The sequence below is a fragment of the Enterobacter cloacae complex sp. IR53041 genome (assembly GCF_049238285.1).
Classification (GTDB): domain Bacteria; phylum Pseudomonadota; class Gammaproteobacteria; order Enterobacterales; family Enterobacteriaceae; genus Enterobacter; species Enterobacter roggenkampii.
Map to the genome: position 1 here is coordinate 21,140 of NZ_JBMKHB010000019.1, position 24,990 is coordinate 46,129.

At 54.8% G+C, this 24,990-nt stretch carries 30 protein-coding genes; 14 read left to right on the plus strand and 16 right to left on the minus strand.

Annotation, left to right across the window (positions count from 1 at the left end):
- Positions 1-73 precede the first annotated feature (73 nt).
- From arcB to mtgA, 3 genes are all read left to right on the plus strand, one after another.
- Positions 74-2,407, plus strand: a complete 2,334-nt coding sequence (gene arcB / locus ACOTXF_RS14560; protein WP_008501438.1) for an aerobic respiration two-component sensor histidine kinase ArcB — start codon at positions 74-76, stop codon at positions 2,405-2,407.
- Between the two features lie 232 nt (positions 2,408-2,639).
- Entirely contained in the window at positions 2,640-3,293 is a 654-nt protein-coding gene (elbB, locus tag ACOTXF_RS14565) for an isoprenoid biosynthesis glyoxalase ElbB (protein ID WP_048962190.1), read from the plus strand.
- Entirely contained in the window at positions 3,290-4,015 is a 726-nt protein-coding gene (gene mtgA, locus ACOTXF_RS14570) for a monofunctional biosynthetic peptidoglycan transglycosylase (RefSeq protein WP_008501440.1), read from the plus strand. The genes elbB and mtgA overlap by 4 nt, the downstream gene beginning before the upstream one ends.
- 41 nt (positions 4,016-4,056) lie before the next feature.
- Here the strand turns inward: mtgA and npr are convergent, their stop codons facing one another.
- The 11 genes from npr to ACOTXF_RS14625 form a co-directional block, all read right to left on the minus strand.
- Entirely contained in the window at positions 4,057-4,329 is a 273-nt protein-coding gene (gene npr / locus ACOTXF_RS14575; protein WP_003861872.1) for a PTS phosphocarrier protein NPr, read from the minus strand.
- Complete coding sequence (gene rapZ, locus ACOTXF_RS14580; RefSeq protein ID WP_008501442.1) at positions 4,326-5,180, minus strand: RNase adapter RapZ; 855 nt, start codon at positions 5,178-5,180, stop codon at positions 4,326-4,328. The genes npr and rapZ overlap by 4 nt, the downstream gene beginning before the upstream one ends.
- Before the next feature lie 45 nt (positions 5,181-5,225).
- Positions 5,226-5,717, minus strand: coding sequence for a PTS IIA-like nitrogen regulatory protein PtsN (gene ptsN, locus ACOTXF_RS14585; RefSeq protein ID WP_008501443.1), 492 nt, complete (start codon positions 5,715-5,717; stop codon positions 5,226-5,228).
- Positions 5,718-5,799: 82 nt separating this feature from the next.
- The gene (gene hpf, locus ACOTXF_RS14590) at positions 5,800-6,087 is read right to left on the minus strand and encodes a ribosome hibernation promoting factor (protein ID WP_008501444.1); all 288 of its coding nucleotides are present in this window, start codon (positions 6,085-6,087) and stop codon (positions 5,800-5,802) included.
- A 22-nt stretch (positions 6,088-6,109) separates the two neighbouring features.
- A complete protein-coding gene (gene rpoN / locus ACOTXF_RS14595; RefSeq protein WP_232926971.1) occupies positions 6,110-7,543 on the minus strand; it encodes an RNA polymerase factor sigma-54 in 1,434 nt (477 codons plus the stop codon).
- A gap of 47 nt (positions 7,544-7,590) precedes the next feature.
- Positions 7,591-8,316 (minus strand): LPS export ABC transporter ATP-binding protein, encoded by a 726-nt coding sequence (gene lptB / locus ACOTXF_RS14600; protein WP_008501446.1) that lies wholly within the window; start codon positions 8,314-8,316, stop codon positions 7,591-7,593.
- Positions 8,317-8,322: 6 nt separating this feature from the next.
- On the minus strand, positions 8,323-8,877 hold the full coding sequence (gene lptA / locus ACOTXF_RS14605) for a lipopolysaccharide ABC transporter substrate-binding protein LptA (RefSeq protein ID WP_008501447.1): 555 nt from the start codon (positions 8,875-8,877) through the stop codon (positions 8,323-8,325).
- Entirely contained in the window at positions 8,846-9,421 is a 576-nt protein-coding gene (gene lptC / locus ACOTXF_RS14610; protein ID WP_021242266.1) for an LPS export ABC transporter periplasmic protein LptC, read from the minus strand. Before lptC ends, lptA begins: the two co-directional genes overlap by 32 nt.
- The gene (gene kdsC, locus ACOTXF_RS14615) at positions 9,418-9,984 is read right to left on the minus strand and encodes a 3-deoxy-manno-octulosonate-8-phosphatase KdsC (protein WP_047746897.1); all 567 of its coding nucleotides are present in this window, start codon (positions 9,982-9,984) and stop codon (positions 9,418-9,420) included. Before kdsC ends, lptC begins: the two co-directional genes overlap by 4 nt.
- A 14-nt stretch (positions 9,985-9,998) precedes the next feature.
- On the minus strand, positions 9,999-10,985 hold the full coding sequence (gene kdsD / locus ACOTXF_RS14620; protein ID WP_047746896.1) for an arabinose-5-phosphate isomerase KdsD: 987 nt from the start codon (positions 10,983-10,985) through the stop codon (positions 9,999-10,001).
- A 13-nt stretch (positions 10,986-10,998) separates the two neighbouring features.
- Positions 10,999-11,976: a calcium/sodium antiporter gene (locus tag ACOTXF_RS14625; protein ID WP_008501451.1), complete on the minus strand. Its 978-nt coding sequence runs from the start codon at positions 11,974-11,976 to the stop codon at positions 10,999-11,001.
- A 227-nt stretch (positions 11,977-12,203) separates the two neighbouring features.
- Here ACOTXF_RS14625 and mlaF point away from each other — a divergent pair, with 227 nt between their 5' ends.
- The 7 genes from mlaF (at position 12,204) to murA (ending at position 16,997) form a co-directional block, all read left to right on the plus strand.
- Positions 12,204-13,016: a phospholipid ABC transporter ATP-binding protein MlaF gene (mlaF, locus tag ACOTXF_RS14630; protein ID WP_048962181.1), complete on the plus strand. Its 813-nt coding sequence runs from the start codon at positions 12,204-12,206 to the stop codon at positions 13,014-13,016.
- A gap of 7 nt (positions 13,017-13,023) precedes the next feature.
- On the plus strand, positions 13,024-13,806 hold the full coding sequence (mlaE, locus tag ACOTXF_RS14635; protein ID WP_008501454.1) for a lipid asymmetry maintenance ABC transporter permease subunit MlaE: 783 nt from the start codon (positions 13,024-13,026) through the stop codon (positions 13,804-13,806).
- Between the two features lie 4 nt (positions 13,807-13,810).
- Positions 13,811-14,359, plus strand: a complete 549-nt coding sequence (gene mlaD / locus ACOTXF_RS14640) for an outer membrane lipid asymmetry maintenance protein MlaD (protein WP_008501455.1) — start codon at positions 13,811-13,813, stop codon at positions 14,357-14,359.
- Between the two features lie 18 nt (positions 14,360-14,377).
- The gene (gene mlaC, locus ACOTXF_RS14645) at positions 14,378-15,013 is read left to right on the plus strand and encodes a phospholipid-binding protein MlaC (protein ID WP_045353038.1); all 636 of its coding nucleotides are present in this window, start codon (positions 14,378-14,380) and stop codon (positions 15,011-15,013) included.
- The gene (gene mlaB, locus ACOTXF_RS14650; protein ID WP_021242262.1) at positions 15,013-15,306 is read left to right on the plus strand and encodes a lipid asymmetry maintenance protein MlaB; all 294 of its coding nucleotides are present in this window, start codon (positions 15,013-15,015) and stop codon (positions 15,304-15,306) included. Before mlaC ends, mlaB begins: the two co-directional genes overlap by 1 nt.
- Positions 15,307-15,432: 126 nt before the next feature.
- Positions 15,433-15,687 (plus strand): BolA family iron metabolism protein IbaG, encoded by a 255-nt coding sequence (gene ibaG, locus ACOTXF_RS14655; RefSeq protein WP_008501458.1) that lies wholly within the window; start codon positions 15,433-15,435, stop codon positions 15,685-15,687.
- A 50-nt stretch (positions 15,688-15,737) separates the two neighbouring features.
- Positions 15,738-16,997 carry a UDP-N-acetylglucosamine 1-carboxyvinyltransferase gene (gene murA / locus ACOTXF_RS14660; protein ID WP_008501459.1) on the plus strand — a complete coding sequence of 420 codons (1,260 nt, stop codon included), beginning with the start codon at positions 15,738-15,740 and terminating at the stop codon, positions 16,995-16,997.
- A gap of 60 nt (positions 16,998-17,057) precedes the next feature.
- Here the strand turns inward: murA and sfsB are convergent, their stop codons facing one another.
- Positions 17,058-17,345, minus strand: a complete 288-nt coding sequence (sfsB, locus tag ACOTXF_RS14665; protein WP_008501460.1) for a DNA-binding transcriptional regulator SfsB — start codon at positions 17,343-17,345, stop codon at positions 17,058-17,060.
- A 229-nt stretch (positions 17,346-17,574) separates the two neighbouring features.
- Positions 17,575-18,546 (minus strand): octaprenyl diphosphate synthase, encoded by a 972-nt coding sequence (gene ispB, locus ACOTXF_RS14670; protein WP_008501461.1) that lies wholly within the window; start codon positions 18,544-18,546, stop codon positions 17,575-17,577.
- Positions 18,547-18,803: 257 nt separating this feature from the next.
- Between ispB and rplU the strand changes: the two genes are divergently transcribed.
- From rplU to cgtA, 4 genes are all read left to right on the plus strand, one after another.
- Positions 18,804-19,115: a 50S ribosomal protein L21 gene (gene rplU, locus ACOTXF_RS14675; RefSeq protein WP_003025032.1), complete on the plus strand. Its 312-nt coding sequence runs from the start codon at positions 18,804-18,806 to the stop codon at positions 19,113-19,115.
- 19 nt (positions 19,116-19,134) lie between these two features.
- Positions 19,135-19,392 (plus strand): 50S ribosomal protein L27, encoded by a 258-nt coding sequence (gene rpmA, locus ACOTXF_RS14680; protein ID WP_004385076.1) that lies wholly within the window; start codon positions 19,135-19,137, stop codon positions 19,390-19,392.
- A gap of 96 nt (positions 19,393-19,488) precedes the next feature.
- Positions 19,489-20,454, plus strand: a complete 966-nt coding sequence (locus ACOTXF_RS14685) for a DMT family transporter (protein WP_039260417.1) — start codon at positions 19,489-19,491, stop codon at positions 20,452-20,454.
- Positions 20,455-20,469: 15 nt separating this feature from the next.
- Positions 20,470-21,645 (plus strand): Obg family GTPase CgtA, encoded by a 1,176-nt coding sequence (gene cgtA / locus ACOTXF_RS14690; protein ID WP_021242261.1) that lies wholly within the window; start codon positions 20,470-20,472, stop codon positions 21,643-21,645.
- 34 nt (positions 21,646-21,679) lie between these two features.
- Here the strand turns inward: cgtA and pmrB are convergent, their stop codons facing one another.
- Genes pmrB through dacB form a run of 3 tightly spaced genes read right to left on the minus strand, consistent with a single transcriptional unit; the run spans position 21,680 to position 24,818 of the window.
- Positions 21,680-22,723, minus strand: coding sequence for a two-component system sensor histidine kinase PmrB (gene pmrB / locus ACOTXF_RS14695; RefSeq protein WP_044597586.1), 1,044 nt, complete (start codon positions 22,721-22,723; stop codon positions 21,680-21,682).
- Positions 22,720-23,382: a two-component system response regulator PmrA gene (gene pmrA, locus ACOTXF_RS14700; RefSeq protein WP_008501465.1), complete on the minus strand. Its 663-nt coding sequence runs from the start codon at positions 23,380-23,382 to the stop codon at positions 22,720-22,722. Before pmrA ends, pmrB begins: the two co-directional genes overlap by 4 nt.
- A 2-nt stretch (positions 23,383-23,384) precedes the next feature.
- Entirely contained in the window at positions 23,385-24,818 is a 1,434-nt protein-coding gene (gene dacB / locus ACOTXF_RS14705) for a serine-type D-Ala-D-Ala carboxypeptidase (RefSeq protein ID WP_045415312.1), read from the minus strand.
- Positions 24,819-24,990: the final 172 nt, after the last annotated feature.

Sequence of the window (24,990 nt, forward strand, 5' to 3'; positions counted from 1 at the left end):
TTTTCTCACAACCTTCAACGTCCCGCCGCGAATTTGAGTATTATTGAGCGATAACGTCGTGAAGGGATCCTCTATGAAGCAAATTCGAATGCTTGCCCAGTATTACGTCGACCTGATGATGAAGCTTGGGCTGGTGCGTTTTTCCATGCTGCTTGCGCTGGCGCTGGTCGTTCTGGCCATTGTCGTGCAAATGGCGGTTACCATGGTTCTGCATGGTCAGGTCGAGAGTATCGACGTCATCCGCTCCATCTTCTTTGGCTTGCTTATTACTCCCTGGGCGGTCTATTTCCTTTCCGTGGTGGTTGAACAGCTGGAAGAGTCCCGTCAGCGTTTGTCTAAGCTGGTGGATAAGCTGGAAGAGATGCGCGAGCGTGACCTGAAGCTCAACGTCCAGCTCAAAGACAACATTGCGCAGCTGAATCAGGAGATTTCAGATCGTGAGAAAGCGGAGGCCGAGCGTCAGGCCACCCTGGAGCAGCTGAAAATCGAAATGAAAGAGCGCGAGGTCACGCAGATCCAGCTTGAGCAGCAATCTTCTTTCCTGCGATCGTTCCTGGATGCGTCGCCGGATCTGGTGTTCTACCGTAATGAAGATAAAGAGTTTTCCGGCTGTAACCGGGCGATGGAGTTGCTCACCGGGAAAAGCGAGAAGCAGCTGATACACCTGAAGCCGCAGGACGTTTACTCTGAAGAGGCGGCGGCCAAGGTCATGGAGACCGACGAAAAAGTCTTCCGTCATAACGTCTCGCTGACCTATGAACAGTGGCTGGATTACCCGGACGGGCGCAAAGCCTGCTTTGAGATCCGTAAGGTGCCCTACTATGACCGCGTGGGGAAACGCCACGGCCTGATGGGCTTTGGCCGCGATATTACCGAGCGTAAGCGCTACCAGGATGCCCTGGAGCGCGCCAGCCGCGACAAGACCACCTTTATCTCCACCATCAGCCACGAGCTGCGTACGCCGCTTAACGGCATCGTCGGGTTGAGCCGTATTCTGCTGGATACCGACCTGACCGCAGAGCAGGAAAAATACCTCAAGACTATCCATGTTTCAGCGGTCACGCTGGGTAATATCTTCAATGATATTATTGATATGGATAAGATGGAGCGCCGCAAAGTTCAGCTTGATAACCAGCCTGTGGATTTCACCAGCTTCCTTGCCGATCTGGAAAACCTGTCTGGCCTGCAGGCGCAGCAGAAGGGATTGAGCTTTGTCATGGAGCCAACCCTGCCGCTGCCGCATAAAGTGGTGACGGACGGCACGCGACTGCGCCAGATCCTGTGGAACCTGATCAGCAACGCGGTGAAATTTACCCAGAAAGGAAAGGTTGCGGTGCGTATCCGCTATGACGAAGGTGACATGCTGCACTTCGAGGTGGAAGACTCCGGGATGGGTATTCCGCTGGAGGAGCAGGACAAAATCTTCGCCATGTACTATCAGGTGAAGGACAGCAACGGTGGGAAACCGGCCACCGGTACGGGCATTGGCCTGGCGGTGTCTAAACGTCTGGCGAAGAGTATGGGCGGCGATATCACCGTTGCCAGCCAGCCGGGCAAAGGCTCAACCTTCACGCTGACGGTCCATGCCCCTGCGGTGGCGGAAGAGGTAGAGGATACCTTTGAAAATGACGATATGCCGCTGCCTGCCCTGCACGTCCTGCTGGTCGAAGATATTGAGCTGAACGTAATTGTGGCGCGCTCTGTACTGGAAAAACTGGGCAACAGCGTGGATGTCGCGATGACCGGCAAAGCTGCGCTGGAGATGTTTAAACCAGGCGAATACGATCTTGTTCTGCTGGATATTCAATTACCGGATATGACCGGGCTGGATATCTCGCGCGAGTTGACGCGTCAGTACGCGGCCGACGAACTGCCGCCGCTGGTTGCCCTGACGGCGAACGTGCTGAAAGATAAAAAAGAGTATCTCGATGCCGGTATGGACGATGTACTCAGCAAGCCGCTGGCGGTGCCTGCTCTGACCGCTATGATCAAAAAGTTCTGGGATACCCATGATGAAGAGGAGAGCACCATGACGTCTGTTGATAGCGCAAAAGCCCAAACGATACTCGATACCGCGATGCTGGAGCAGTACATCGATCTGGTGGGGCCGAAACTGATTACCGACGGTCTGGCGGTGTTCGAAAAAATGATGCCGGGCTATCTGAGCGTGCTGGAATCCAACCTGACGGCCCGTGACCAGAAGGGGATCGTGGAAGAAGGACATAAAATCAAAGGTGCCGCCGGCTCGGTTGGCTTACGCCATCTGCAGCAGCTGGGGCAACAGATTCAGTCGCCTGATTTACCTGCATGGGAAGATAACGTGGGTGATTGGGTTGAAGAGATGAAACAGGAATGGCAAAACGATGTGGCGGTGCTAAAAGCCTGGGTTGACGCCAGAAAAAAATGACCCCGGATTAACCGGGGTGCGCGAATACTGCGCCAACACCAGGGAAATCGTGGCTGCGCCTGTTTTTAAACGTTATTTTTGAAAGGGCGCTGCCTGAAAAATTTAGGCCGCACGCAGATAAGATAGCAAATCTTAAATGGTTTGTTACATGAATCAGTGAAATGTGTGAAGCATAGCGTTTTAATCAAAATTATTAATGTGCTTCAGCAAGTTGCAGAAAAGGATTGTCATGATGAAAAAGATTGGTGTCGTGCTAAGCGGATGCGGTGTTTACGATGGCTCTGAGATACACGAAGCCGTCATCACGCTGCTGGCCCTGGCTAAGCAGGGAGCCGAGGTGATTTGTTTTGCACCGGACAAAAATCAGGCGGATGTGATTAACCATCTGACCGGTGAGCCGATGGTGGAAACCCGTAACGTGCTGATTGAAGCCGCGCGCATTGCGCGAGGTGACATCCATCCTCTTATTCAGGCAGACCCTGCAGAGCTTGATGCGCTCATTGTGCCGGGTGGGTTTGGCGCAGCCAAAAATCTCAGTACCTTTGCCGCGCAGGGCGCGGAGTGTCAGATCGATCCTCATCTCAAAGCGCTGTCGCAGGCCATGCATGCGGCAGGAAAACCGCTGGGCTTTATCTGTATCGCACCGGCGATGTTGCCTAAAATTTTTGATTTCCCGCTGCGCCTGACCATCGGGACGGATATTGATACCGCAGAGATTGTCGAAGAAATGGGGGGCGAACACGTTCCGTGCCCGGTGGATGACATTGTGGTTGATGAAGATAACAAGATTGTCACCACGCCTGCGTATATGCTGGCGAAGAATATCGCGGAAGCCGCTGTGGGCATTGAAAAACTGGTCGCCCGCGTGCTGGTGCTGACGGAATGAGGCGTCCGTTTTCCGCAGGCGCATGGGTGAAACGCCTTCTTCTACGCATCGTTCTCGTCATGGCGGTGTTCTGGGGAGGCGGGCTGGCCGTGTTCAGCATTATGCCGGTCCCGTTCTCTGCCGTGATGGTTGAGCGTCAACTCGGTGCGTGGCTCAGCGGCGATTTCGGCTATGTTGCCCATTCTGACTGGGTAAGCATGGACGAGATCTCTCCGTTCATGGGGCTGGCGGTCATCGCAGCGGAGGATCAGAAATTCCCTGAGCACTGGGGGTTCGACGTTGCGGCCATTGAGAAGGCGCTGGCGCATAACGAACGCCATGAAAACCGCGTGCGCGGCGCGTCAACGTTGTCGCAGCAGACGGCCAAAAATCTGTTTCTGTGGGACGGCCGTAGCTGGGTGCGAAAGGGGCTGGAAGCGGGGCTCACCCTGGGCATGGAAACGGTCTGGAGCAAAAAGCGCATTCTGACCGTGTATCTCAACGTTGCCGAGTTTGGCGACGGGGTATTTGGTGTCGAAGCTGCATCACAACGCTATTTTAATAAACCCGCCAGCAAGCTGAGCATGTCGGAGGCGGCGCTGCTCGCGGCTGTTCTGCCTAATCCCCTCCGCTTTAAAGCCAGTGCCCCGTCAGGGTACGTGCGAAGCCGTCAGGCGTGGATTATGCGCCAGATGCGTCAGTTGGGAGGAGAAGGGTTTATGGAGAGCAACAAACTTATGTAGGGCGGGTAAGCGCAGCGCCACCCGCCTGAAGGGCAGAGACCTTAATCTTCGTCGAACCCTGCGTTAAACAGCGCAATCACCGCCGCCAGCGCTTCCTCTTCCTGGGGGCCGGTGGCTTCGACTTCAATCTGACGTCCTTTGGCGGAATCCAGCATCAGCAGCGCGATCACGCTGTTCGCTTCCGCTTCGGTACCTTCGTCATTCCGCAGCAGAACTTCTGCATCGAAACCCTGCATCAGCTCAAACAGCTTCATCGCCGGGCGCGCATGCATGCCCAGCTTATTGGTGATCTCAACGGTCTGTTTTACGGTCATGTTTTACGTTTTTCCAGCGTGCGATGACGGGACTGAACGTTCTTCCCGCGCGAGCGGAAATAGTCGGCCAGCTGTTCGGCGATATAAACCGAACGATGTTTACCGCCGGTACAGCCAATCGCTACCGTCAGATAGCTACGATTGTTTGTCTCCAGCATAGGTAACCATAGCTCAAGGTAGCTTCGCGTCTGGTAGATAAAATTGTGAACTTCTGTGTGCCTGTCGAGGAAGGCCGCAACGGGTTTATCCAGACCGGTCATGGGACGCAGTTTCGGATCCCAGTGCGGGTTCGGCAGGAAGCGCACGTCGAAAACATAATCCGCATCAATCGGGATACCGTGCTTGAAGCCAAAGGATTCGAACACCATCGTCAGTTCGCGCTCGCGTTTACCCAACAACCGGGTACGCAGCATTTCCGCCAGCTCGTGAACGGACATCTCAGAGGTGTCGACAATCAGGTCGGCGCGAGAACGCAGCGGCTCCAGCAGATCGCTCTCTTCATCGATTGCGCTCTCCAGGGAGAGGTTCTTACTGGAAAGCGGGTGCAAACGACGGGTGTCGCTGTAGCGGCGGATCAGGGTATTCCGGTCTGCATCGAGGAACAGCAGTTGAGGCGAGAACGTGTCAGGCAGGTTACTCATTGCCTGTTCGAAGATCTCTGGCGATTCCGGCATGTTACGAACGTCGATACTGACGGCGGCCGAGGTCTGTCTCTCGGCAAGCGTACGGGCCAGGTCGGGCAACAACACGACCGGAAGGTTATCGACGCAGTAAAAACCCATGTCTTCCAGCGCGCGCAGAGCAACGGATTTCCCCGACCCTGAACGACCGCTGACAATCATCAGCACCATGTTCCGTTTCTCCTCAGGACAACAGATGTGAAGGCCATCTCCTGGTTATGCATCATCCTGATTGCCTTCTGCTTCGGTGATAATTTGATAAAGCTCTTCATCACTTTGAGCCGAGCGCAGTCGACGGCAAATGGTTTTATCAGCCAGACGCTTGGCGACCAGCGACAGCGTATGCAGATGGGTTTTCGTCTGATCAGCAGGCACCAGCAGCGCGAAGAGGAGATCGACGGGCTGGTTATCAATGGCATCAAAGGCGATCGGTGTTTCAAGCTGCACAAACACACCGACGGCACGCAGGGTATCCTCTTCCAGCTTGCCGTGCGGGATTGCGATGCCGTTGCCGATACCGGTACTGCCCATCTTTTCGCGGGTCAGAATCGCTTCGAACACCACCTGCGGCGGCAGGCCCAGCTGTTTTGCGGCCAGTTCACTGATGATTTCCAGCGCACGTTTTTTGCTCTGGCAGTGAACCGCACTGCGGGTACATTCCTGGTTAAGGACATTGCTCAGTTGAAGAGCGGAATCGTTGTTCATCATAATTTCACCTAAGCGCTAACTGTACAAATGGCCTGTTGTGTTTCACAACAGGCCGTCCTGCACCCGTTAACTGCCCGGACAATTAGTGTTGTTTCAGTTTATCTTTATGTTTATTGAGCTGTCGCGCAAGCTTATCAATCAAGCCGTCGATAGCAGCGTACATGTCTTGCCCTTCCGCACTGGCATGCAGTTCCCCCCCGTTAACATGCAGGGTGGCATCCGAGATATGAGTCACTTTCTCCACTTTCAACACAATGTAGACCTGATTGATCCTTTCGAAATACTGCTCGAGTTTTGCAAACTTCGCGTTCACAAAGTCGCGTAAAGCCTCAGTAATTTCGACGTTTTGTCCAGTGATGTTGAGCTGCATAGTGTCTTCCTTATCGGTTGTGTCAGACCAGCTGTTTACGCTGGTTGGACGGCGGAATGGATAAAGACTCTCGATACTTCGCAACAGTACGACGTGCCACCATAATACCCTGATCGGACAGCATGGTGGTTAACTTACTGTCGCTTAGCGGCTTCGCGGGGTTCTCCGTGGCGATCAACTTCTTCACCAGGGCACGAATGGCCGTGGACGACGCTTCGCCGCCGCCCTCGGTATTCACATGGCTGGAGAAGAAATACTTAAGCTCAAAAATACCGCGTGGACTGTGCAGATACTTCTGCGTGGTGACACGGGAAATGGTTGATTCATGCATCTCGACGGCCTGGGCGATATCCGCCAGCACCATCGGTTTCATATACTCTTCGCCCTGCTCAAAGAACGCCTGCTGCTGTTCGACAATACAGCGGCTGACGCGTAGCAGCGTATCATTTCGGCTCTCCAGACTTTTGATCAGCCATCGCGCTTCCTGCAAATTGCTACGAATATATTGGTTGTCGGCGTCGTTACGCACGCTGGTGCACATGGAGGCATACTGCTGGTTGATTTGCAGGCGAGGGATGCTGTCTGAATTCAGTTCAACGACCCAGCGGCCGTTGTGTTTTCTGACCAGCACATCCGGGATCACGTACTCGGGCTCGCTGGTCTGGATCGACTGACCGGGGCGCGGATCGAGCGACTGGATCAGATTCACCGCTTCTTTCAGCACCTCTTCTTTCAGGCGCGTGACGCGCATCAGGGTGCGGAAATCGTGGTTCGCCAGCAGATCCAGATGATCGCTGATGATCGCGCGCGCCTCCTCGAGCCATGGCGTCTCTTTGCTGAACTGAGAAAGCTGGATCAGCAGGCAGTCGCGCAGATCTTTTGCGGCTACGCCTACCGGATCGAAACGCTGGATGCGCTTCAAAACGGCTTCGACTTCCTCAAGCTCAATCTCGTCGTCGCCCATGCTTTCCAGTATATCGTCGAGGGTGACGGTCAAATAGCCGGTGTCGTCAACGGCATCGACAATGGACGTGGCAATCGCGCGGTCGGTATCGGAGAAGGGGGTGAGTTCCACCTGCCACATCAGGTAATCCTGCAGCGACTGGGTGGTTTCGCCCTGATAGACCGGTAGCTCATCGTCCTGGTAGTCTGCACGCGTACCGGAAGGGGTTCCGGCGGTGTAGATTTCATCCCAGCTGGCATCAAGCGGAAGCTCGTCGGGCATCTCTTTTTGTTCGAGTGCATCCGCGGTATCGAGCGCTTCAGTATCCTGCGATTGCTGGGTATCTACCTCGTCATGAAGATCGGTTTGTTCCAGCAGGGGGTTACTGTCCAGCGCCTGCTGGAGCTCCTGCTGAAGTTCTAACGTGGACAGTTGCAACAGGCGAATTGCCTGCTGTAGCTGCGGCGTCATCGCCAGTTGTTGGCTGAGCCTTAATTGCAAACCTTGCTTCATGTTCAGAGCATTTTTCTCCGGTTCGGCGTTACGTTACCTCTACCCTATCAGAGTCTGAAGTCTTCCCCAAGATAGACGCGCTTAACATGATCGTCTTCGAGGATCTGCTGCGGCGTACCGTGGGCGATCAGATTGCCCTGGCTGACAATATAGGCGCGTTCACACACGGCCAGCGTTTCACGCACGTTGTGGTCGGTAATCAGTACGCCAAGCCCGCTGTCGCGCAGGTGCTCAATGATACGTTTAATGTCGATAACGGAGATGGGGTCAACGCCCGCAAACGGTTCATCCAGAAGGATAAATTTCGGGTTTGCGGCCAGCGCACGCGCAATCTCAACGCGACGGCGTTCGCCCCCGGAGAGTGCCTGACCGAGGCTGTCGCGCAGATGCTCAATGTGGAACTCTTCCATCAGCTCGTTGGCACGATCCTGACGCTGTTCGTTGGTCAGGTCGTTACGAATTTGCAGGACCGCCATCAGGTTGTCGTAAACGCTGAGACGACGGAAAATGGAGGCTTCCTGCGGCAGATAGCCGATCCCGCGACGCGCGCGCGCGTGCAGCGGCAGAAGACTGATGTCTTCATCGTCAATGATAATGTTGCCGGCATCGCGCGGCACAATACCCACGACCATGTAGAAGGTGGTCGTTTTACCCGCACCGTTCGGGCCAAGCAGCCCCACGATTTCGCCGGAGTTGACGGTCAGACTGACATCTTCTACGACACGGCGGCCCTTGTAGGCCTTCGCGAGGTTTTTTGCAGTTAATGTTGCCATAACGAATTAGTTACTCTTCTTCTGTGCCGGGGCCTGGCCCTTGCCTTTGTCCTGCAGCTGCGACGGAACCAGTACGGTGGTCACGCGTTTGCCTTTCTCGCTGGAGGCCTGCATTTTTTGCTCTTTAACCAGATAGGTAATCTGATCGCCGGTAATGTTGCTGTCCAGCTGTTCCAGATACGCATTCCCGGTCAGGATGACCAGATCCTTCGCCAGCTCATAGTGCATGTGCGTAGCGCGGCCTTTCACCGGCTTGCCGTTGTCCTGCATTTGATAGAAGGTTGCCGGGTTGCCGTAACCATCAATAATCTCTTTGCCCTGCTCGCCACCCGGACGGGTCACGACCACTTTGTCGGCGTTGATTTTGATGGTGCCCTGGGTCATGACGACGTTACCCGTGAAGGTGACGACGTTACCCTGCATATCGAGAGACTGGGTGTCGGACTCAATATGGATCGGCTGGTCGGTATCGCCCGTTACAGCAAGCGCGGGGAGACTGGCCGCCAGCATCGCGCTGGCGATAATTACTTTAAGGCTGAGTTTGTTTGTTTTGAATTTCATAGGAGGTTCTAACCTTTTCAATCAGCTCGGCGTTCTTGCTGCGTAAGTTCCCGCGCATTCTTAAACCGCTGGAATTAAATGTTGTGCCATACAGTGTGACCAGATCCTGCGACGTCACGTCCTGGGTTACCAGGTTGATCTGGGCATTATCCGTCGTAATTTTTCGCAGTTGCGAGTCAGCGGTCAGGGCGTTGACTTCAACGTGGCCATACAGATAAAGCATACGGTCATTTGTCAGTTTGGCCCGATCTGACTTAATTGACCACGTCGGCACTTTGTCTTTATCAAATGTGGTCATTACAGGTTGGGTAAACCATGAAACGCCATCATCGGAAAAATATTCAACATGCTGGGCAATCAGGCGATAGTTCAGCGCGCCTTCCGGGCTGTAGACCACGGTGTCGCTGTGATCGCTTTTATAGGTTGGATCGGTATTGTTGATCACTTCCGTTTGCGTATCGTCGCGATCGGCAAGGTTCACGCCAATCAATACCAGTGCGACAAGCGAAAGCAAAATGATAATCCAACGTCTGGTTTTACTCATATCGATTGCCCTTTGGCCTCATCAAGCTTGCCCTGCGCCAGCAGAAGCAGATCGCAGACTTCACGGACAGCGCCGCGGCCACCGTTGATGTGGGTAACGTAGTCGGCGCGCGGGATCAGCAGCGGATGCGCATCGGCAACGGCGATGCTCAGCCCAACTTCAGCCATCACCGGCCAGTCAATCAGGTCGTCCCCGACGTAGGCCACGTTTTCCGGTGCGATAGCCAGTTTACCCAGTAAATCATTGAACGCCGCCATCTTATCGGATTGACCCTGATACAGATGGGTAATACCTAAAGTTTCACAGCGGTCTTCTACCAGTTTAGCGTTTCGCCCGGTGATGATCGCCACCTCAATCCCCGAGGTGAGCGCACAGCGGATACCATAGCCGTCGCGAACATTAAACGCCTTCAGCTCTTCACCATTATTGCCCATGTAAATCAGGCCGTCGGAGAGAACCCCATCCACATCGAGGATGAGCAGACGAATGTTTTCCGCCTTTTCCATCATCTGCGTACTGACCGGACCATAACAGGTTGCAAGGGATGCACCCGCATTACTCATTGTCTTATCCTTCATTACACTACGCCTGCGCGCAGCAGATCATGCATATGTACCACACCCAGCAACTGGTCGCCATCGGCAACCATAACGGAGGTGATATGGCGGGACTGCATCAGGTTCAGCACATCCACGGCCAGCGTACCCGGACGCACGCGGATACCGCCCGGCGTCATCACGTCGGCAATGCCGAGCGTGCGGACATCGATACCCATGTCGAACACGCGACGCAGGTCGCCATCGGTGAAGATCCCCTGAATTTTCATCAGATCGTCGCACACGACCGTCATCCCCAGATTCTTACGGGTGATTTCCAGCAGCGCATCACGCAGGGAGGCTTCTTTACTGACGTGAGGGATCTCATCCCCGGTGTGCATAATATCGTTTACCCGCAGCAGGAGCTTGCGCCCCAGCGCGCCGCCCGGGTGGGAAAGCGCGAAATCTTCCGGCGTAAAGCCACGGGCTTCAAGCAGCGCCACGGCAAGCGCATCGCCCATGACCAGTGCAGCGGTGGTGCTGGAGGTCGGCGCCAGACCGAGCGGACAGGCCTCCTTGGGAACCTTCACGCACAGGTGAATATCGGCTGCACGCGCCATGCTGCTTTCCGGACGGCTGGTCATGCAAATCAGCGGCACCTGCAGTCGCTTCAGAACCGGGATGAGCGCCAGGATTTCATTGGACTCACCGGAGTTGGAGAGCGCGATGACGATATCCTGCGGCGTGACCATACCCAGGTCCCCGTGCGCGGCTTCCCCCGGATGGACAAAGAAGGAAGAGGTGCCGGTACTGGCAAAGGTTGCCGCCATTTTGCGTCCAATGTGGCCGGACTTGCCCATCCCCATCACCACGACTTTGCCGGCGCAGTAGAATATCTTCTCACATGCCAGACTAAAATCCTGATTAATGTACTGATCTAACTGCGCCAGACCTTCACGTTCAATCTCCAGAACGTCTTTGCCTGCTTTCTGAAAGTCAAAACCCGGCTGCAATTCTATTTGCGACATAATGCGTTTCCGTTTACCCAGAGAGAAGAGGCGAGAGCCAGTACAGCATCGCCATCCATACGATAAATCCACCCGTCAGCAGCGCGCCTGCGCCTTTGCCGATCTGTCGTTGCCGCCGCCAGCAGAGCAGGGCAAAAATTACGCTGACCAGCAACATCACGCCGTAATCACGTGAGAACGCCAGAGGATTAAAGGGCCCTGGCGAAATAAGGGCCGGCAGGCCCATCACAATGGCGATATTAAAAATGTTAGAACCGATGATATTACCAATGGCAATGTCATCCTCACCTTTACGTGCCCCCGCAATGGCGGTGGCCAGCTCCGGCAGGCTGGTGCCGATGGCAATCACCGTCAGGCCTATAGTCAGCTCGCTGATGGCAAAATAGTTCGCCAGCACCGTCGCGTTATCCACGACCATGCGCGTTGCCATCGGCATGATGATCAACGCGACGCCCAGCCAGAGCAGGGCAACAGGCAGCGTGCCTTCTCGCGGAAGCTCGGCGACCTGCTCGCGCGTGAGGCTATCCTGACCCTGCTTTTCAGCCAGACGGGCGATCTTAACACTATACAGCAGCCAAATAACGGCCAGCGCCAGCAGGAAAATGCCGTCGCTGTAGCTCAGTACGCCATCGTAAAATACGCACCCTGCCAGCAGGCTTACGAGTAACATTAGCGGCAATTCACGGCGCAGAACATCAGAATGCACGCGAAAAGGATGGAGCAGCGCGGCCAGGCCTAAAATCAATAAAATATTGACGATGTTAGAGCCAATGGCGGTGCCGACTGCCAGGTCTACCTGACCATGCAGCGAGGCAGAGACAGAGACGATGATTTCAGGAAGCGACGTTCCTACGCTGACCACGGTCATCCCGATGACAACAGGTGGTACGCCACTCAGGCGACACAGGATAGATGCAGCAAACACTAAACGGTCAGCACTGTAGACCACCAACAGTAAACCAATTATTAACAGTGCTGTTGCTAAAAGCATCAAAAGTCCTTTCTTCAGGTATACTCGTCGGTCCATTGCTCGGGAATGGCTGGACTGCATACAGTCTGAGGCGTAACGAATTCCTAATTTTGACTTTATGCGCCGGAAAAGTAAAACAAATGCCAGCTTTCGCTAACCTCTACGGTTATTATTCTGTAAAAATGCGGAGTTTAGGGCTGATTCAGGCTACATGCCTTAACGTGAGCAGGATAAGAAAGGAACCATAAATGAGCCAAACCATGGCGAATTTAGTCGATGTCCGCGGGGTGAGTTTTTCTCGCGCCAACAGATTGATATTTGATGATATTTCGTTGACCGTGCCGCGTGGCAAAATTACTGCCATCATGGGGCCGTCCGGGATCGGTAAAACGACCCTGCTCCGCCTTATCGGTGGGCAGATCCCACCGGATAGCGGTGAAATCCGCTTTGATGGCGAAAACATCCCGGAGATGTCGCGCTCGCGCCTGTATACTGTTCGCAAACGCATGAGCATGCTCTTTCAGTCGGGGGCTTTGTTCACCGACATGAACGTCTTTGATAACGTTGCCTATCCGCTGCGCGAGCATACCAGCCTGCCGCCTGCGCTGCTGAAAAGCACGGTGATGATGAAGCTAGAAGCAGTCGGGCTGCGGGGCGCCGCGAAGCTGATGCCTTCGGAGCTGTCTGGCGGGATGGCGCGTCGTGCCGCGCTGGCGCGAGCCATCGCATTAGAACCTGATTTAATCATGTTCGACGAACCGTTTGTCGGGCAGGATCCCATCACGATGGGCGTGCTGGTGAAGCTCATCTCTGAGCTGAACAGCGCGCTTGGCGTCACCTGCATTGTGGTGTCTCACGATGTACCTGAAGTGTTGAGCATTGCCGATTACGCCTACATCGTAGCGGACAAAAAGATCGTCGCACACGGTAGCGCCCAGGCGCTGCAGGAAAATTGCGATCCGCGCGTGCGGCAGTTCCTTGACGGTATTGCCGATGGCCCTGTGCCGTTCCGCTACCCGGCGGGCGACTATCGTGATGATTTACTGGGAATAGGGAGTTAAGCCACTCATGCTGTTAAATGCGTTGGCCGCTCTCGGACACCGTGGCATAAAAACCATCAGGACGTTCGGGCGTGCCGGATTGATGTTATTCAACGCGCTGGTCGGCAAGCCGGAATTCCGTAAGCACGCGCCGCTATTGGTGCGTCAGCTTTATAACGTCGGCGTGCTGTCGATGCTCATCATCATTGTCTCCGGTCTGTTTATCGGTATGGTGCTGGGTCTGCAGGGCTACCTGGTGCTGACAACCTACAGTGCGGAAACCAGCCTCGGGATGCTGGTGGCGCTCTCGCTGCTGCGTGAACTGGGGCCCGTTGTGGCGGCGCTGCTTTTCGCCGGGCGCGCGGGGTCGGCCTTAACGGCTGAAATTGGCCTGATGCGCGCGACCGAGCAGCTCTCCAGCATGGAGATGATGGCGGTCGATCCGCTGCGTCGCGTGATCTCGCCGCGTTTCTGGGCCGGGGTCATCTCTTTACCGCTGCTGACGATTCTGTTTGTCGCCGTGGGGATCTGGGGCGGTTCGCTGGTCGGCGTGCACTGGAAAGGCATTGATGCCGGTTTCTTCTGGTCTGCCATGCAGGACGCCATCGATCTGCGAATGGATCTGATTAACTGCCTGATTAAGAGCGTGGTATTTGCCATTACGGTCACCTGGATTGCATTGTTCAATGGTTACGATGCCATCCCGACGTCGGCGGGCATTAGCCGCGCAACTACACGTACAGTCGTTCATTCGTCGCTGGCCGTACTGGGTCTGGATTTTGTGCTCACCGCACTGATGTTTGGGAATTGAGTTCATGCAAACGAGAAAAAATGAAATTTGGGTCGGTGTATTCCTGCTGCTGGCGCTGCTGGCCGCGCTGTTTATCTGCCTGAGAGCGGCGGATATCACGTCTGTGCGCACCGAGCCGACGTATCGCATCTATGCCACCTTCGATAACATCGGCGGGCTGAAGGCGCGTTCACCGGTCCGTATTGGCGGGGTGGTGATCGGACGCGTATCTGACATTACGCTGGATGAGAAGACCTATCTGCCACGTGTCGCGATGGATATCGAAGAGCGTTACAACCACATTCCGGACACCAGCTCCCTTTCTATCCGGACTTCCGGTCTGCTGGGCGAACAATATCTGGCGCTTAACGTCGGTTTTGAAGACCCCGAGCTGGGAACGACTATCCTTAAGGACGGGAGCGTGATCCAGGACACCAAGTCCGCCATGGTGCTGGAAGATATGATTGGTCAGTTCCTTTACAACAGTAAAGGGGATGATAAAAAGTCTGACAATGCCCCTGCGCAGAGTGAAGACCATACCAATGCTGCGCCGACCCCAGGTGCTGCGAATTAATATCAGGAGAAGTCATTCATGTTTAAACGACTGTTAATGGTTGCCATGCTGGTTATTTCCCCTCTCACCGCGGTACACGCGGCGGATCAGAGTAACCCGTACAAACTGATGGACGAAGCCGCGAAGAAAACCTTCGATCGTCTTAAAAACGAGCAGCCTAAGATTCGTGCTAATCCTGATTACCTGCGTGACGTGGTTGACCAGGAGCTGCTGCCGTACGTGCAGATCAAATATGCGGGAGCCCTGGTGCTTGGCCGCTATTACAAAGACGCAACCCCGGCGCAGCGTGAGGCCTATTTTGCCGCTTTCCGTGAATACCTGAAGCAGGCTTATGGTCAGGCGCTGGCGATGTACCACGGTCAGACCTATCAGATCGCCCCGGAGCAGCCGCTGGGTGATGCGACCATCGTCCCTATTCGCGTAACGATCAACGATCCTAACGGCCGTCCGCCGGTGCGTCTGGATTTCCAGTGGCGTAAAAACAGCCAGACCGGCCACTGGCAGGCGTATGACATGATCGCCGAAGGCGTAAGCATGATCACCACCAAACAGAACGAGTGGAGCGACCTGCTGCGCACCAAGGGGATTGATGGCCTGACCGCGCAGCTGCAGTCCATCGCTCGTCAGAAAATTAGTTTGGACGAGAAGAAGTAATGTCACAGCAACTCAGCTGGTCGCGTGAAGGCGAGACATTAAAGCTGTCCGGTGAGCTGGATCAGGATCTGCTGAACCCCTTATGGGATAAACGCCATGAGGCCATGCAGGGCGTGACGGTTATTGACTTAACCGACGTCACGCGGGTAGATACGGCAGGCGTTGCACTGCTTGCCCATCTGGTTGCGGTAGGGAAAAAGCAGGGGGCGAGCGTCACGCTTCGCGGCGCGAGCGAGAATGTCGTGACCCTGGCGCAGCTCTACAATCTCCCTCAGGACGTACTGCCTCGTTAATATTTTCAGTGCGTTACTTCCGAAAGCCCTGACAGTTTCATCGTCGGGGCTTTTTGCTTGTTTAAGACGACGCCACTTTGCTCTAAGATGTTGGGCTTGTTTTCACTATCAGATGATTAAGAGCCCATGGAAAATCATGAAATCCAGACAGTGCTGATGAATGCACTCTCCCTTCAGGAAGCCCACGTCACAGGCGATGGCAGTCACTTCCAGGTTATTGCTGTGGGTGAGATGTTCGACGGTATGAGCCGTGTGAAGAAACAGCAGGCTGTGTACGCGCCGCTGATGGAATATATTGCGGATAACCGCATCCACGCCCTGTCGATTAAAGCGTTCACCCCGCAAGAGTGGGCACGCGATCGCAAACTAAACGGTTTTTGAGCTGAGGGCGACAGGCCCGCAGCACGGTTGAATTTATAAGAGAGCACACCATGGATAAATTTCGTGTACAGGGGCCAACGCGTCTCCAGGGCGAAGTCACAATTTCTGGCGCGAAAAACGCCGCGCTGCCCATCCTCTTTGCTGCACTGCTCGCGGAAGAGCCGGTAGAGATTCAGAACGTACCGAAGCTGAAAGATATCGACACCACCATGAAGCTGCTCACCCAGTTGGGCACGAAAGTCGAGCGTAACGGTTCCGTCTGGATCGACGCCAGCAAGGTGAATAACTTCTCTGCCCCTTACGATCTGGTGAAAACCATGCGTGCTTCCATCTGGGCGCTTGGCCCGCTGGTGGCGCGTTTCGGTCAGGGTCAGGTTTCGCTGCCGGGCGGTTGCGCTATCGGTGCGCGTCCGGTTGACCTGCACATCTTTGGCCTGGAAAAACTGGGCGCAGAGATCAAGCTGGAAGAAGGCTACGTTAAAGCGTCCGTCAATGGTCGTCTGAAAGGCGCGCACATTGTTATGGACAAAGTGAGCGTGGGTGCAACGGTGACCATTATGTCTGCGGCAACGCTGGCAGAAGGGACCACGATCATCGAAAACGCCGCGCGTGAACCGGAGATTGTGGATACTGCCAACTTCCTCGTGGCGCTGGGTGCTAAGATCTCCGGTCAGGGTACCGACCGCATCACCATCGAAGGCGTTGAGCGTCTGGGCGGGGGTGTCTATCGCGTACTGCCGGACCGTATCGAAACCGGTACCTTCCTGATCGCTGCTGCGATCTCTGGCGGGAAAATTGTTTGTCGCAACGCGCAGCCAGATACCCTGGATGCAGTGCTGGCGAAACTGCGCGATGCGGGTGCGGATATCGAAATCGGTGAAGACTGGATCAGCCTTGATATGCATGGACAGCGTCCAAAAGCGGTCAATGTGCGTACGGCACCGCATCCGGCGTTCCCAACTGACATGCAGGCACAGTTCACCTTGTTGAACCTGGTCGCCGAAGGGACCGGCTTTATCACGGAAACCATTTTCGAGAACCGCTTTATGCACGTACCGGAGCTGATCCGTATGGGGGCACGTGCCGAGATCGAAAGTAATACCGTGATTTGCCACGGCGTTGAGAAACTGTCCGGTGCTCAGGTGATGGCAACCGATCTGCGTGCGTCTGCCAGCCTGGTTTTGGCGGGCTGTATCGCAGAAGGCACAACGATCGTGGATCGTATTTATCACATCGATCGTGGCTATGAGCGTATCGAAGATAAACTGCGCGCGCTGGGTGCCAATATCGAGCGTGTGAAGGGCGAGTAATCGTTCCGGCAGCCCCCTGCCAGAAATGACCGGGGGGTTGCTGTTCCTGTCAAAAAAACCTTATTCCTGCGATTCTTTTTTTACTTTTCTCTGGCGAATCATGCGCGATCTGTCGATAAATTCATGGGTGACAGGATCGTGGTAGCGCGAAGGCCAAATCACCCACGGATGCGTGTCCAGCGCCGTTGCGATAATTAATTCTCCTTTTGGCCAGGGGCGGGTGAGGGCGTTTGCCAGAGTTGAAGAACTCAGTCCATGGCGGCGGGACTCTGCTGCCAGTGAAGTGCCTTTTTTGCGCAGTGCGGCAATAATATCAGCCGTGTGCCAGTCGATAAATTTCGTATCCATAACGCCGTCCTTAAGTTCGGATTCACCTACGCCGTTTCTTCTGAAACGACGGGTTTACTATACCCATTTCAAACTCTTGTTCTAAAAAGTTCGCGTTACTTGAAGGAATATTCAGAATAAGACATGGCTTTATTCATGCGGTCTCTAAACCGATGAATTTACATGAACGCGGAATTTACTGGTGTGTACTGGAATCTCCCCGCCAGGATCGCGGGGAGAAAAAGGGAGATTAACGGTCGCGCTGAACGGCGATGTGGGCAAGGCCAATCAGTGCCTCGCGCCATGGGCTGTCTGGAATGACCTGAAGGGCCTCGATGGCCTTGTCGGCTTCTTCTTCTGCACGCTGACGCGTCCATTCCAGCGATCCGCAGATTGCCATGGTTTCCAGTACAGGTTCCAGAAGATGGCGGCCATTTCCCTGCTCAATCGCTTCACGGATCATCTTCGCCTGGTCGGCCGTTCCGTTACGCATGGCGTGGAGCAGCGGCAGGGTCGGTTTGCCTTCGTTCAGGTCATCGCCAACGTTTTTGCCAAGCGTCTCGCCGTCCGCACTGTAGTCCAGCAGATCGTCAATCAGCTGGAAGGCTGTGCCCAGATAGCGGCCATAGTCCTGCAGGCCTTTTTCCTGCGCTTCGGTACAGCCCGCCAAAATGCCGGAACACTGGGCCGCCGCTTCAAACAGGCGCGCGGTTTTGCTGTAGATGACGCGCATGTAGTTTTCTTCAGTGATGTCCGGGTCGTTGACGTTCATCAGCTGCAGCACTTCGCCTTCAGCGATGACGTTAACGGCTTCGGACATCACTTCCAGCACTTTCAGGGAACCCAGGCTGGTCATCATCTGGAAGGCGCGGGTATAGATAAAATCTCCCACCAGGACGCTGGCTGCGTTCCCGAACGCGGCGTTAGCCGTGGCTTTGCCACGACGCATATCCGATTCATCCACCACATCGTCGTGCAGAAGCGTCGCCGTGTGGATAAATTCGATGAGCGCGGCGATAGTGATGTGGGCATTTCCCTGATAGCCAACGGCTCTGGCAGCCAGAATAGCAATCATCGGACGAATGCGTTTACCGCCGCCGCTGACAATGTAATAGCCCAACTGATTGATCAGCTGAACGTCAGAGTTGAGTTGCTCCAGGATTGCTGCATTCACACCCGCCATATCTTGCGCGGTTAACTCGTTGATTTTTTCTAAATTCATCGCAAAAGCCGGGCTTTTTATCCTGTTGATCCCATCTTCAATGGGGTAACGAAGGGTTTCGGTTTATCAATACTAGTGCTGATTGTACTGAAAAAACGGCTCAGATAAACGTTACCGTACGTGTTGTGTTTTTTTTCTTCATGTATTGACGGTAGCACTTGTCAAAGGCTCGCGTTTTGCGTAATATTCGCGCCCTATTGTGAATATTTATAGCGCACTCTGATTCATACGAGGACGTGCGCGGAAGCGGAGTTTATATGTACGCGGTTTTCCAAAGTGGTGGTAAACAACACCGAGTAAGCGAAGGTCAGACCGTTCGCCTGGAAAAGCTGGACATCGCAACTGGCGAATCTGTTGAGTTCGCAGAAGTTCTGATGATCGCAAACGGTGAAGAAGTCAAAATCGGCGTTCCTTTCGTTGATGGCGGCGTTATCAAAGCTGAAGTTGTTGCACACGGTCGTGGCGAGAAAGTTAAAATCGTTAAGTTTCGTCGTCGTAAGCACTACCGTAAGCAGCAGGGCCACCGTCAGTGGTTCACTGATGTGAAAATTACTGGCATCAGCGCCTAAGACCTGAGGAGAGATTTAAATGGCACATAAAAAGGCTGGCGGCTCCACACGTAACGGTCGCGATTCAGAAGCTAAACGCCTGGGCGTTAAGCGTTTCGGTGGCGAATCCGTTCTGGCGGGTAGCATCATCGTTCGTCAACGTGGTACCAAATTCCACGCTGGCAACAACGTAGGTTGCGGTCGTGACCACACTCTGTTTGCTAAAGCAGACGGTAAAGTGAAATTTGAAGTTAAAGGCCCGAACAACCGTAAATACATCAGCATCGTTGCTGAGTAAGGTTTTCTCGGTCCGGTAACGGATTAAAGCCCCGCAACCTGTTGCGGGGCTTTTTACATTGGAAACCCGGTAATTTTTTCTGTAGGGAAAACGGGCATGAAGCAGCAGGCCGGCATAGGAATTCTTTTGGCGCTCACAACCGCAATGTGCTGGGGTGCGCTGCCAATTGCAATGAAGCAGGTACTGGAAGTGATGGAGCCGCCTACGGTGGTCTTTTATCGCTTTCTGATGGCAAGCATCGGCCTCGGGGCGATTCTGGCCGTCAAAGGTAAGCTTCCACCCTTGCGGCTCTTCCGTAAACCGCGCTGGCTGGTATTGCTGGCTATCGCGACGGGCGGTCTGTTCGGTAACTTCATCCTGTTCAGCTCTTCCCTGCAATATCTCAGCCCCACGGCGTCGCAGGTGATTGGTCAGCTTTCGCCGGTGGGCATGATGGTCGCCAGCGTCTTTATCCTCAAGGAGAAGATGCGCGGTACGCAGATTATCGGGGCGAGCATGCTGTTGTGCGGTCTGGTGATGTTCTTCAACACCAGTCTGATCGAGATTTTTACCCGCCTGACGGATTACACATGGGGTGTCATTTTCGGTGTGGGGGCAGCAACGGTCTGGGTGAGCTATGGCGTCGCGCAAAAGGTGTTATTGCGTCGGCTTGCCTCACAGCAGATCCTCTTTTTGCTGTACACTTTGTGTACAATAGCATTGCTGCCATTAGCGAAGCCGGGCGTAATTTCCCAGCTTAGCGACTGGCAACTGGCGTGCCTCATTTTTTGTGGGCTGAACACGCTGGTCGGTTATGGCGCGCTGGCCGAAGCGATGGCGCGCTGGCAGGCAGCACAGGTGAGCGCGTTGATCACGCTTACCCCGCTGTTTACGCTGTTATTTTCAGATTTGTTATCAATGGCCTGGCCCGATGTCTTCGTCAGACCGATGCTCAACCTGTTGGGTTATCTCGGTGCGTTTGTCGTGGTTGCGGGCGCGATGTATTCCGCCATTGGTCATCGTCTCTGGGGACGCTGGCGCAAAAATGAAGCGGTTGTAGTAGTCCCCCGCTCAGGCGAATGAGTTACGGAGAGTAAAATGAAGTTTGTTGATGAAGCGACGATCCTGGTCGTGGCTGGTGATGGCGGCAACGGTTGCGTGAGCTTCCGCCGTGAAAAGTATATCCCTCGTGGCGGTCCTGATGGCGGCGACGGTGGGGATGGTGGTGACGTGTGGCTGGAGGCGGATGAGAACCTCAACACGCTGATCGACTACCGTTTCGAAAAATCCTTCCGCGCTGAACGTGGCCAGAACGGCCAGAGCCGTGACTGTACCGGGAAACGCGGTAAAGACGTCACCATTAAAGTTCCGGTCGGTACGCGTGTGATTGACCAGGGGACGGGTGAAACCATGGGCGACATGACCAAACACGGTCAGCGCCTGATGGTGGCGAAAGGCGGCTGGCACGGTCTGGGTAACAGCCGTTTCAAATCTTCCGTTAACCGTACGCCGCGTCAGAAAACGATGGGTACGCCGGGCGATAAGCGCGACCTGCAGCTGGAACTGATGCTTCTGGCTGACGTGGGTATGCTGGGTATGCCAAACGCAGGTAAATCGACGTTTATTCGCGCGGTTTCTGCGGCGAAGCCAAAAGTGGCTGACTATCCGTTTACCACGCTGGTACCAAGCCTGGGCGTTGTCCGTATGGATAACGAGAAGAGCTTCGTGGTCGCCGATATTCCGGGCCTGATTGAAGGCGCCGCGGAAGGGGCGGGTCTGGGCATTCGCTTCCTGAAACACCTTGAGCGCTGCCGCGTGCTGCTGCACCTCATTGATATCGATCCTATCGACGGTTCCGATCCGGTTGAAAACGCCCGCATCATCGTTGGCGAACTGGAGAAATACAGCGAGAAACTGGCGAACAAACCACGCTGGCTGGTCTTCAACAAGATCGACCTGATGGACAAAGCCGAAGCGGAAGCAAAAGCGAAAGCCATTGCTGAAGCGATGGGTTGGGAAGATAAATACTACCTGATCTCTGCGGCAAGCCAGGTTGGCGTGAAAGATCTGTGCTGGGATGTGATGACCTTCATCATTGAGAACCCAATTGTTCAGGCGGAAGAAGTCAAACAGCCTGAAAAAGTCGAATTCATGTGGGATGACTACCACCGCCAGCAGCTCGAAGAGCTGGAAGCAGAAGAAGACGATGAAGACTGGGATGATGACTGGGATGAAGACGACGAAGAAGGCGTCGAGTTCATCTACAAGCACTAATTGCTGTTCAAAGCCCCCGTTATGGGGGCTTTTTTTATTCCAGCGTTGCGGGCAGCCAGCAGCTGGCGATTAAGCCACCTTCAGCGCCATTCTCAAGCGTTAGCCTGCCGTGGTGGAGCTGGAGGATGCGCTGCACGATGCTCAGGCCCAGCCCACTGCCTCCGTAGCGCTGGTCAAGACGGCGGAATGGCTCGGTAATTGACTGTCGGTGCGCTTCATCAATTCCAGGACCCTGATCGATAACGCTAATCTGCGTCCCGCCCTCGACCTCGGTTAATGTCACTGTAATCGTTGTCCCTGACGGGCTGTAGCGCCCGGCATTCTCCAGCAGGTTGCGCAGCATGAGGCGCAGGAGAACGGCGTCTCCCTGAACCGTGAGCGCGCTTTTAGCCGGCCAAATCACCGTATGCTCTTTGGTTTCATGCCCCAGGCCGAGAGGTTCAATGATATTTTCCGTCCAGTTCACGGTTTCGTAGTGTCCGCTCGCCATGGCCTGTCCGGCCCGGGCCAGCATCAGCAGCTGTTCGACGGTATGCATGAGCTGATCGATACGGCTAATCAGCGTGGCGGCCTGTGGCGCACCTGACTGCGACATCAGCTCCAGATGGAGCCGGATGCCAGCAAGAGGCGTTCTCAGCTCGTGAGCGGCGTCTGCGGTGAAGAGACGTTCCTGCTTAATGGTGCTATCCAGCCGGGCCAGCAGCTGGTTCAGGGAGGTCGTCACCGCGCCAATTTCTTCCATGTCGGAATACATGGGAAGCGGGGTTAAGTTATCGGCTGAACGATTAGCGAGGCTGGCGCGGAGTTTATTCAGCGGCCGGGTTATCCAGGTGACCGCCCAGAAAGAGAAGAGCAGGGTAAAGCCAACCATCACCAGGGAAGGGACCAGCAGCGAGGCAATCGCTTCGCGTATCTCTTTCTCAACGTGATTATTGCGCGCTTTCGCTGACAGCGTTTCGTTGACCAGAAAACCAATCTGTTCACGGCTTTCATGCCATAGCCAGATGACGCTTATCAGCTGGAAAAACAGGAGAATGACCGCCAGCAGTACCATCAGACGCCGACGCATGCTGTTCATTTCTGGCTCTCCAGACGATAGCCGACGCCGCGAACGGTTTTGATCCTGTCTTTGCCGAGCTTACGCCTCAGATTATGGATGTGGACCTCAAGGGTATTTGACCCGGGATCGTCCTGCCAGGAGTAGATATCCTGCTGGAGCGTTTCTCTGTGTACCGTTTGCCCGCTGCGCATGATCAGACGCGTAAGCAAGGCGAACTCTTTTGGCGTGACCTCTACGGCCTGATCCTGTTGCAGCACCTGCTGGGTTTGCAAATTCAGCGTAATGTCGCCGTCGGTCAGTAAGTTATCACTATGGCCCTGATAACGGCGAATCAACGCTCGCACCCGTGCCTGCAGCTCCGCGAGCGCGAAAGGCTTCACCAGATAATCATCTGCGCCTGCATCGAGGCCGGTGATACGATCTTCAATGGCATCACGTGCCGTCAGGATCAGGACGGGATTGTTGATGCCGCGACGTCGCCACTGGCTGAGCAGCGTGGCGCCGTCTTTATCCGGCAAGCCCAAATCGAGGATCACCAGGCTGTATTCGCCGCTCTGGATCAGGGCATCCGCCTCTGCTGCGGTGCCTGCACAGTCGAGAGCATACCCTTCATTGGCCAGCCCCAGCGCCAGCCCTTCCTGCAATAACAGATCGTCTTCAACTATAAGTAGTTTCATCGCTAGTTATTCTGGTAGATGTCCTTATAAAGCCTGCTTTCGAAGCGAACCAGCGGAATACGACGATTGCGCTGATCGGTCGGTTCGACGGCATAGCCGGAAAGATACTGCACGAATGCCATGCGCTGTCCGCTGGCGGTAGTGATGAAGCCTGCAAGGTTGTAAACCCCCTGCAGTGAGCCTGTTTTCGCGGAGACTTTGCCATCCACGCCGGCAGCGTGAAGCCCCGCACGGTACTGCAGTGAACCGTCATGTCCGGCCAGCGGCAGCATTGAAATAAAGTTTAGCTCAGTGTCATGCTGTGCAATGTACTGAAGCACCTGCATCATCGTGGCCGGAGAGATCAAATTATGGCGCGACAGGCCGGAGCCATCGACGGCGATGGTATTACCCAGGTCGATCCCCGCCTGCTGGCGCAGAATCTGACGCACCGCGTCTGAGCCCGCGCGCCAGGTTCCCGGCACGCCGAAACGGGCGTGGCCAATCATGCGGAACACCGTATCGGCAATCATGTTGTCTGACTTTTTCAGCATAATTCGCAGTAAATCGTGCAGCGGCGCAGACTGTTTGCTGGCGATGACCGTGCCGGGCTGGTTGACCTGCGTCTGACGAAGCAGGGTGCCGGAATAGGTTATTCCCGCTTGTTTCAGCTCATCTTTCAGGATGGCGCCTGCATAGCTTGCGCCATCCTGTATTGCAAAGGCCAGCGGCAGCGGATCGGCGCGCTGCGTCAGGCAGCCGGTGAGCGTGAAGCGGTTAAGATCGCCTGGCACCACATCCAGTTCGCAATACTGGGCATCGGGGGAACCCTTGGCCAGCGTGCGAACCTGGCTAAACATGGTGACCGGGTAATAGGACGCGATGCGGATAAACGCTAAGTCATCCGGCTTTGGCGCACTGTAAAGCGAAACCGAGAAGCAGTTGCGGTCAACAATCGCGGCGGCGGGCGGGGCGCTAAAGCACTGTGTCATGTCGTTCCACGGCCAGCCCGGGGCTTTGTCGTGGCTGGCAAAGATGGACGTGTCGATCAGCACATCGCCATCAATTTTCTGCACGCCGGTTTTTTTTAGCACCGCAACCATATTGCGGATATCCTGGCGTTTAAAGGTTGGATCGCCTCCAAAACGGGCGATAAGATCGCCTTTCAGTTCGCCACCCTCAACGTTACCTTTGGTTTCAAGGGTGGTCGTAAAACGGAAGTCAGGCCCGAGCTGGAGCAGAGCGGCGAGGGCGGTGATCACCTTTTGGGTACTGGCAGGCAGCGCCATCTGTTGACTGTGATAGTCAATCTCGGGAGCCTGTGCGCCAACCTTCTGAACCATCAGGGCGAGGTTCGCGCCTGCGGGAAGCTGATTAATGTACTCATCAACATTCGCGGCCTGGGCGGTGAACGTTATACTGGTAGTCAATCCGATGATAAAACTGGAAAATCGCATAATCTCGCGCTAACAACCCGAAAACAAACCGTCATACTACGGTGCATGGCACTGCAAAGTAAACGATGACCCATAGTGAACTTCGCGGTAAAATGCGTATCAAATTGAAAAATTGCTGCTGACCTGGGGCGTTGCTCCCGGGTCGGTTTTCTTTTTGCTTCTGGCCTGTTCA

Coding starts and splice junctions, on each gene's coding strand:
- arcB (WP_008501438.1), top strand. CDS start 74: ATGAAGCAAATTCGAATGCTTGCCCAGTATTACGTCGACCTGATGATG.
- elbB (WP_048962190.1), top strand. CDS start 2,640: ATGAAAAAGATTGGTGTCGTGCTAAGCGGATGCGGTGTTTACGATGGC.
- mtgA (WP_008501440.1), top strand. CDS start 3,290: ATGAGGCGTCCGTTTTCCGCAGGCGCATGGGTGAAACGCCTTCTTCTA.
- npr (WP_003861872.1), bottom strand. CDS start 4,329: ATGACCGTAAAACAGACCGTTGAGATCACCAATAAGCTGGGCATGCAT.
- rapZ (WP_008501442.1), bottom strand. CDS start 5,180: ATGGTGCTGATGATTGTCAGCGGTCGTTCAGGGTCGGGGAAATCCGTT.
- ptsN (WP_008501443.1), bottom strand. CDS start 5,717: ATGATGAACAACGATTCCGCTCTTCAACTGAGCAATGTCCTTAACCAG.
- hpf (WP_008501444.1), bottom strand. CDS start 6,087: ATGCAGCTCAACATCACTGGACAAAACGTCGAAATTACTGAGGCTTTA.
- rpoN (WP_232926971.1), bottom strand. CDS start 7,543: ATGAAGCAAGGTTTGCAATTAAGGCTCAGCCAACAACTGGCGATGACG.
- lptB (WP_008501446.1), bottom strand. CDS start 8,316: ATGGCAACATTAACTGCAAAAAACCTCGCGAAGGCCTACAAGGGCCGC.
- lptA (WP_008501447.1), bottom strand. CDS start 8,877: ATGAAATTCAAAACAAACAAACTCAGCCTTAAAGTAATTATCGCCAGC.
- lptC (WP_021242266.1), bottom strand. CDS start 9,421: ATGAGTAAAACCAGACGTTGGATTATCATTTTGCTTTCGCTTGTCGCA.
- kdsC (WP_047746897.1), bottom strand. CDS start 9,984: ATGAGTAATGCGGGTGCATCCCTTGCAACCTGTTATGGTCCGGTCAGT.
- kdsD (WP_047746896.1), bottom strand. CDS start 10,985: ATGTCGCAAATAGAATTGCAGCCGGGTTTTGACTTTCAGAAAGCAGGC.
- ACOTXF_RS14625 (WP_008501451.1), bottom strand. CDS start 11,976: ATGCTTTTAGCAACAGCACTGTTAATAATTGGTTTACTGTTGGTGGTC.
- mlaF (WP_048962181.1), top strand. CDS start 12,204: ATGAGCCAAACCATGGCGAATTTAGTCGATGTCCGCGGGGTGAGTTTT.
- mlaE (WP_008501454.1), top strand. CDS start 13,024: ATGCTGTTAAATGCGTTGGCCGCTCTCGGACACCGTGGCATAAAAACC.
- mlaD (WP_008501455.1), top strand. CDS start 13,811: ATGCAAACGAGAAAAAATGAAATTTGGGTCGGTGTATTCCTGCTGCTG.
- mlaC (WP_045353038.1), top strand. CDS start 14,378: ATGTTTAAACGACTGTTAATGGTTGCCATGCTGGTTATTTCCCCTCTC.
- mlaB (WP_021242262.1), top strand. CDS start 15,013: ATGTCACAGCAACTCAGCTGGTCGCGTGAAGGCGAGACATTAAAGCTG.
- ibaG (WP_008501458.1), top strand. CDS start 15,433: ATGGAAAATCATGAAATCCAGACAGTGCTGATGAATGCACTCTCCCTT.
- murA (WP_008501459.1), top strand. CDS start 15,738: ATGGATAAATTTCGTGTACAGGGGCCAACGCGTCTCCAGGGCGAAGTC.
- sfsB (WP_008501460.1), bottom strand. CDS start 17,345: ATGGATACGAAATTTATCGACTGGCACACGGCTGATATTATTGCCGCA.
- ispB (WP_008501461.1), bottom strand. CDS start 18,546: ATGAATTTAGAAAAAATCAACGAGTTAACCGCGCAAGATATGGCGGGT.
- rplU (WP_003025032.1), top strand. CDS start 18,804: ATGTACGCGGTTTTCCAAAGTGGTGGTAAACAACACCGAGTAAGCGAA.
- rpmA (WP_004385076.1), top strand. CDS start 19,135: ATGGCACATAAAAAGGCTGGCGGCTCCACACGTAACGGTCGCGATTCA.
- ACOTXF_RS14685 (WP_039260417.1), top strand. CDS start 19,489: ATGAAGCAGCAGGCCGGCATAGGAATTCTTTTGGCGCTCACAACCGCA.
- cgtA (WP_021242261.1), top strand. CDS start 20,470: ATGAAGTTTGTTGATGAAGCGACGATCCTGGTCGTGGCTGGTGATGGC.
- pmrB (WP_044597586.1), bottom strand. CDS start 22,723: ATGAACAGCATGCGTCGGCGTCTGATGGTACTGCTGGCGGTCATTCTC.
- pmrA (WP_008501465.1), bottom strand. CDS start 23,382: ATGAAACTACTTATAGTTGAAGACGATCTGTTATTGCAGGAAGGGCTG.
- dacB (WP_045415312.1), bottom strand. CDS start 24,818: ATGCGATTTTCCAGTTTTATCATCGGATTGACTACCAGTATAACGTTC.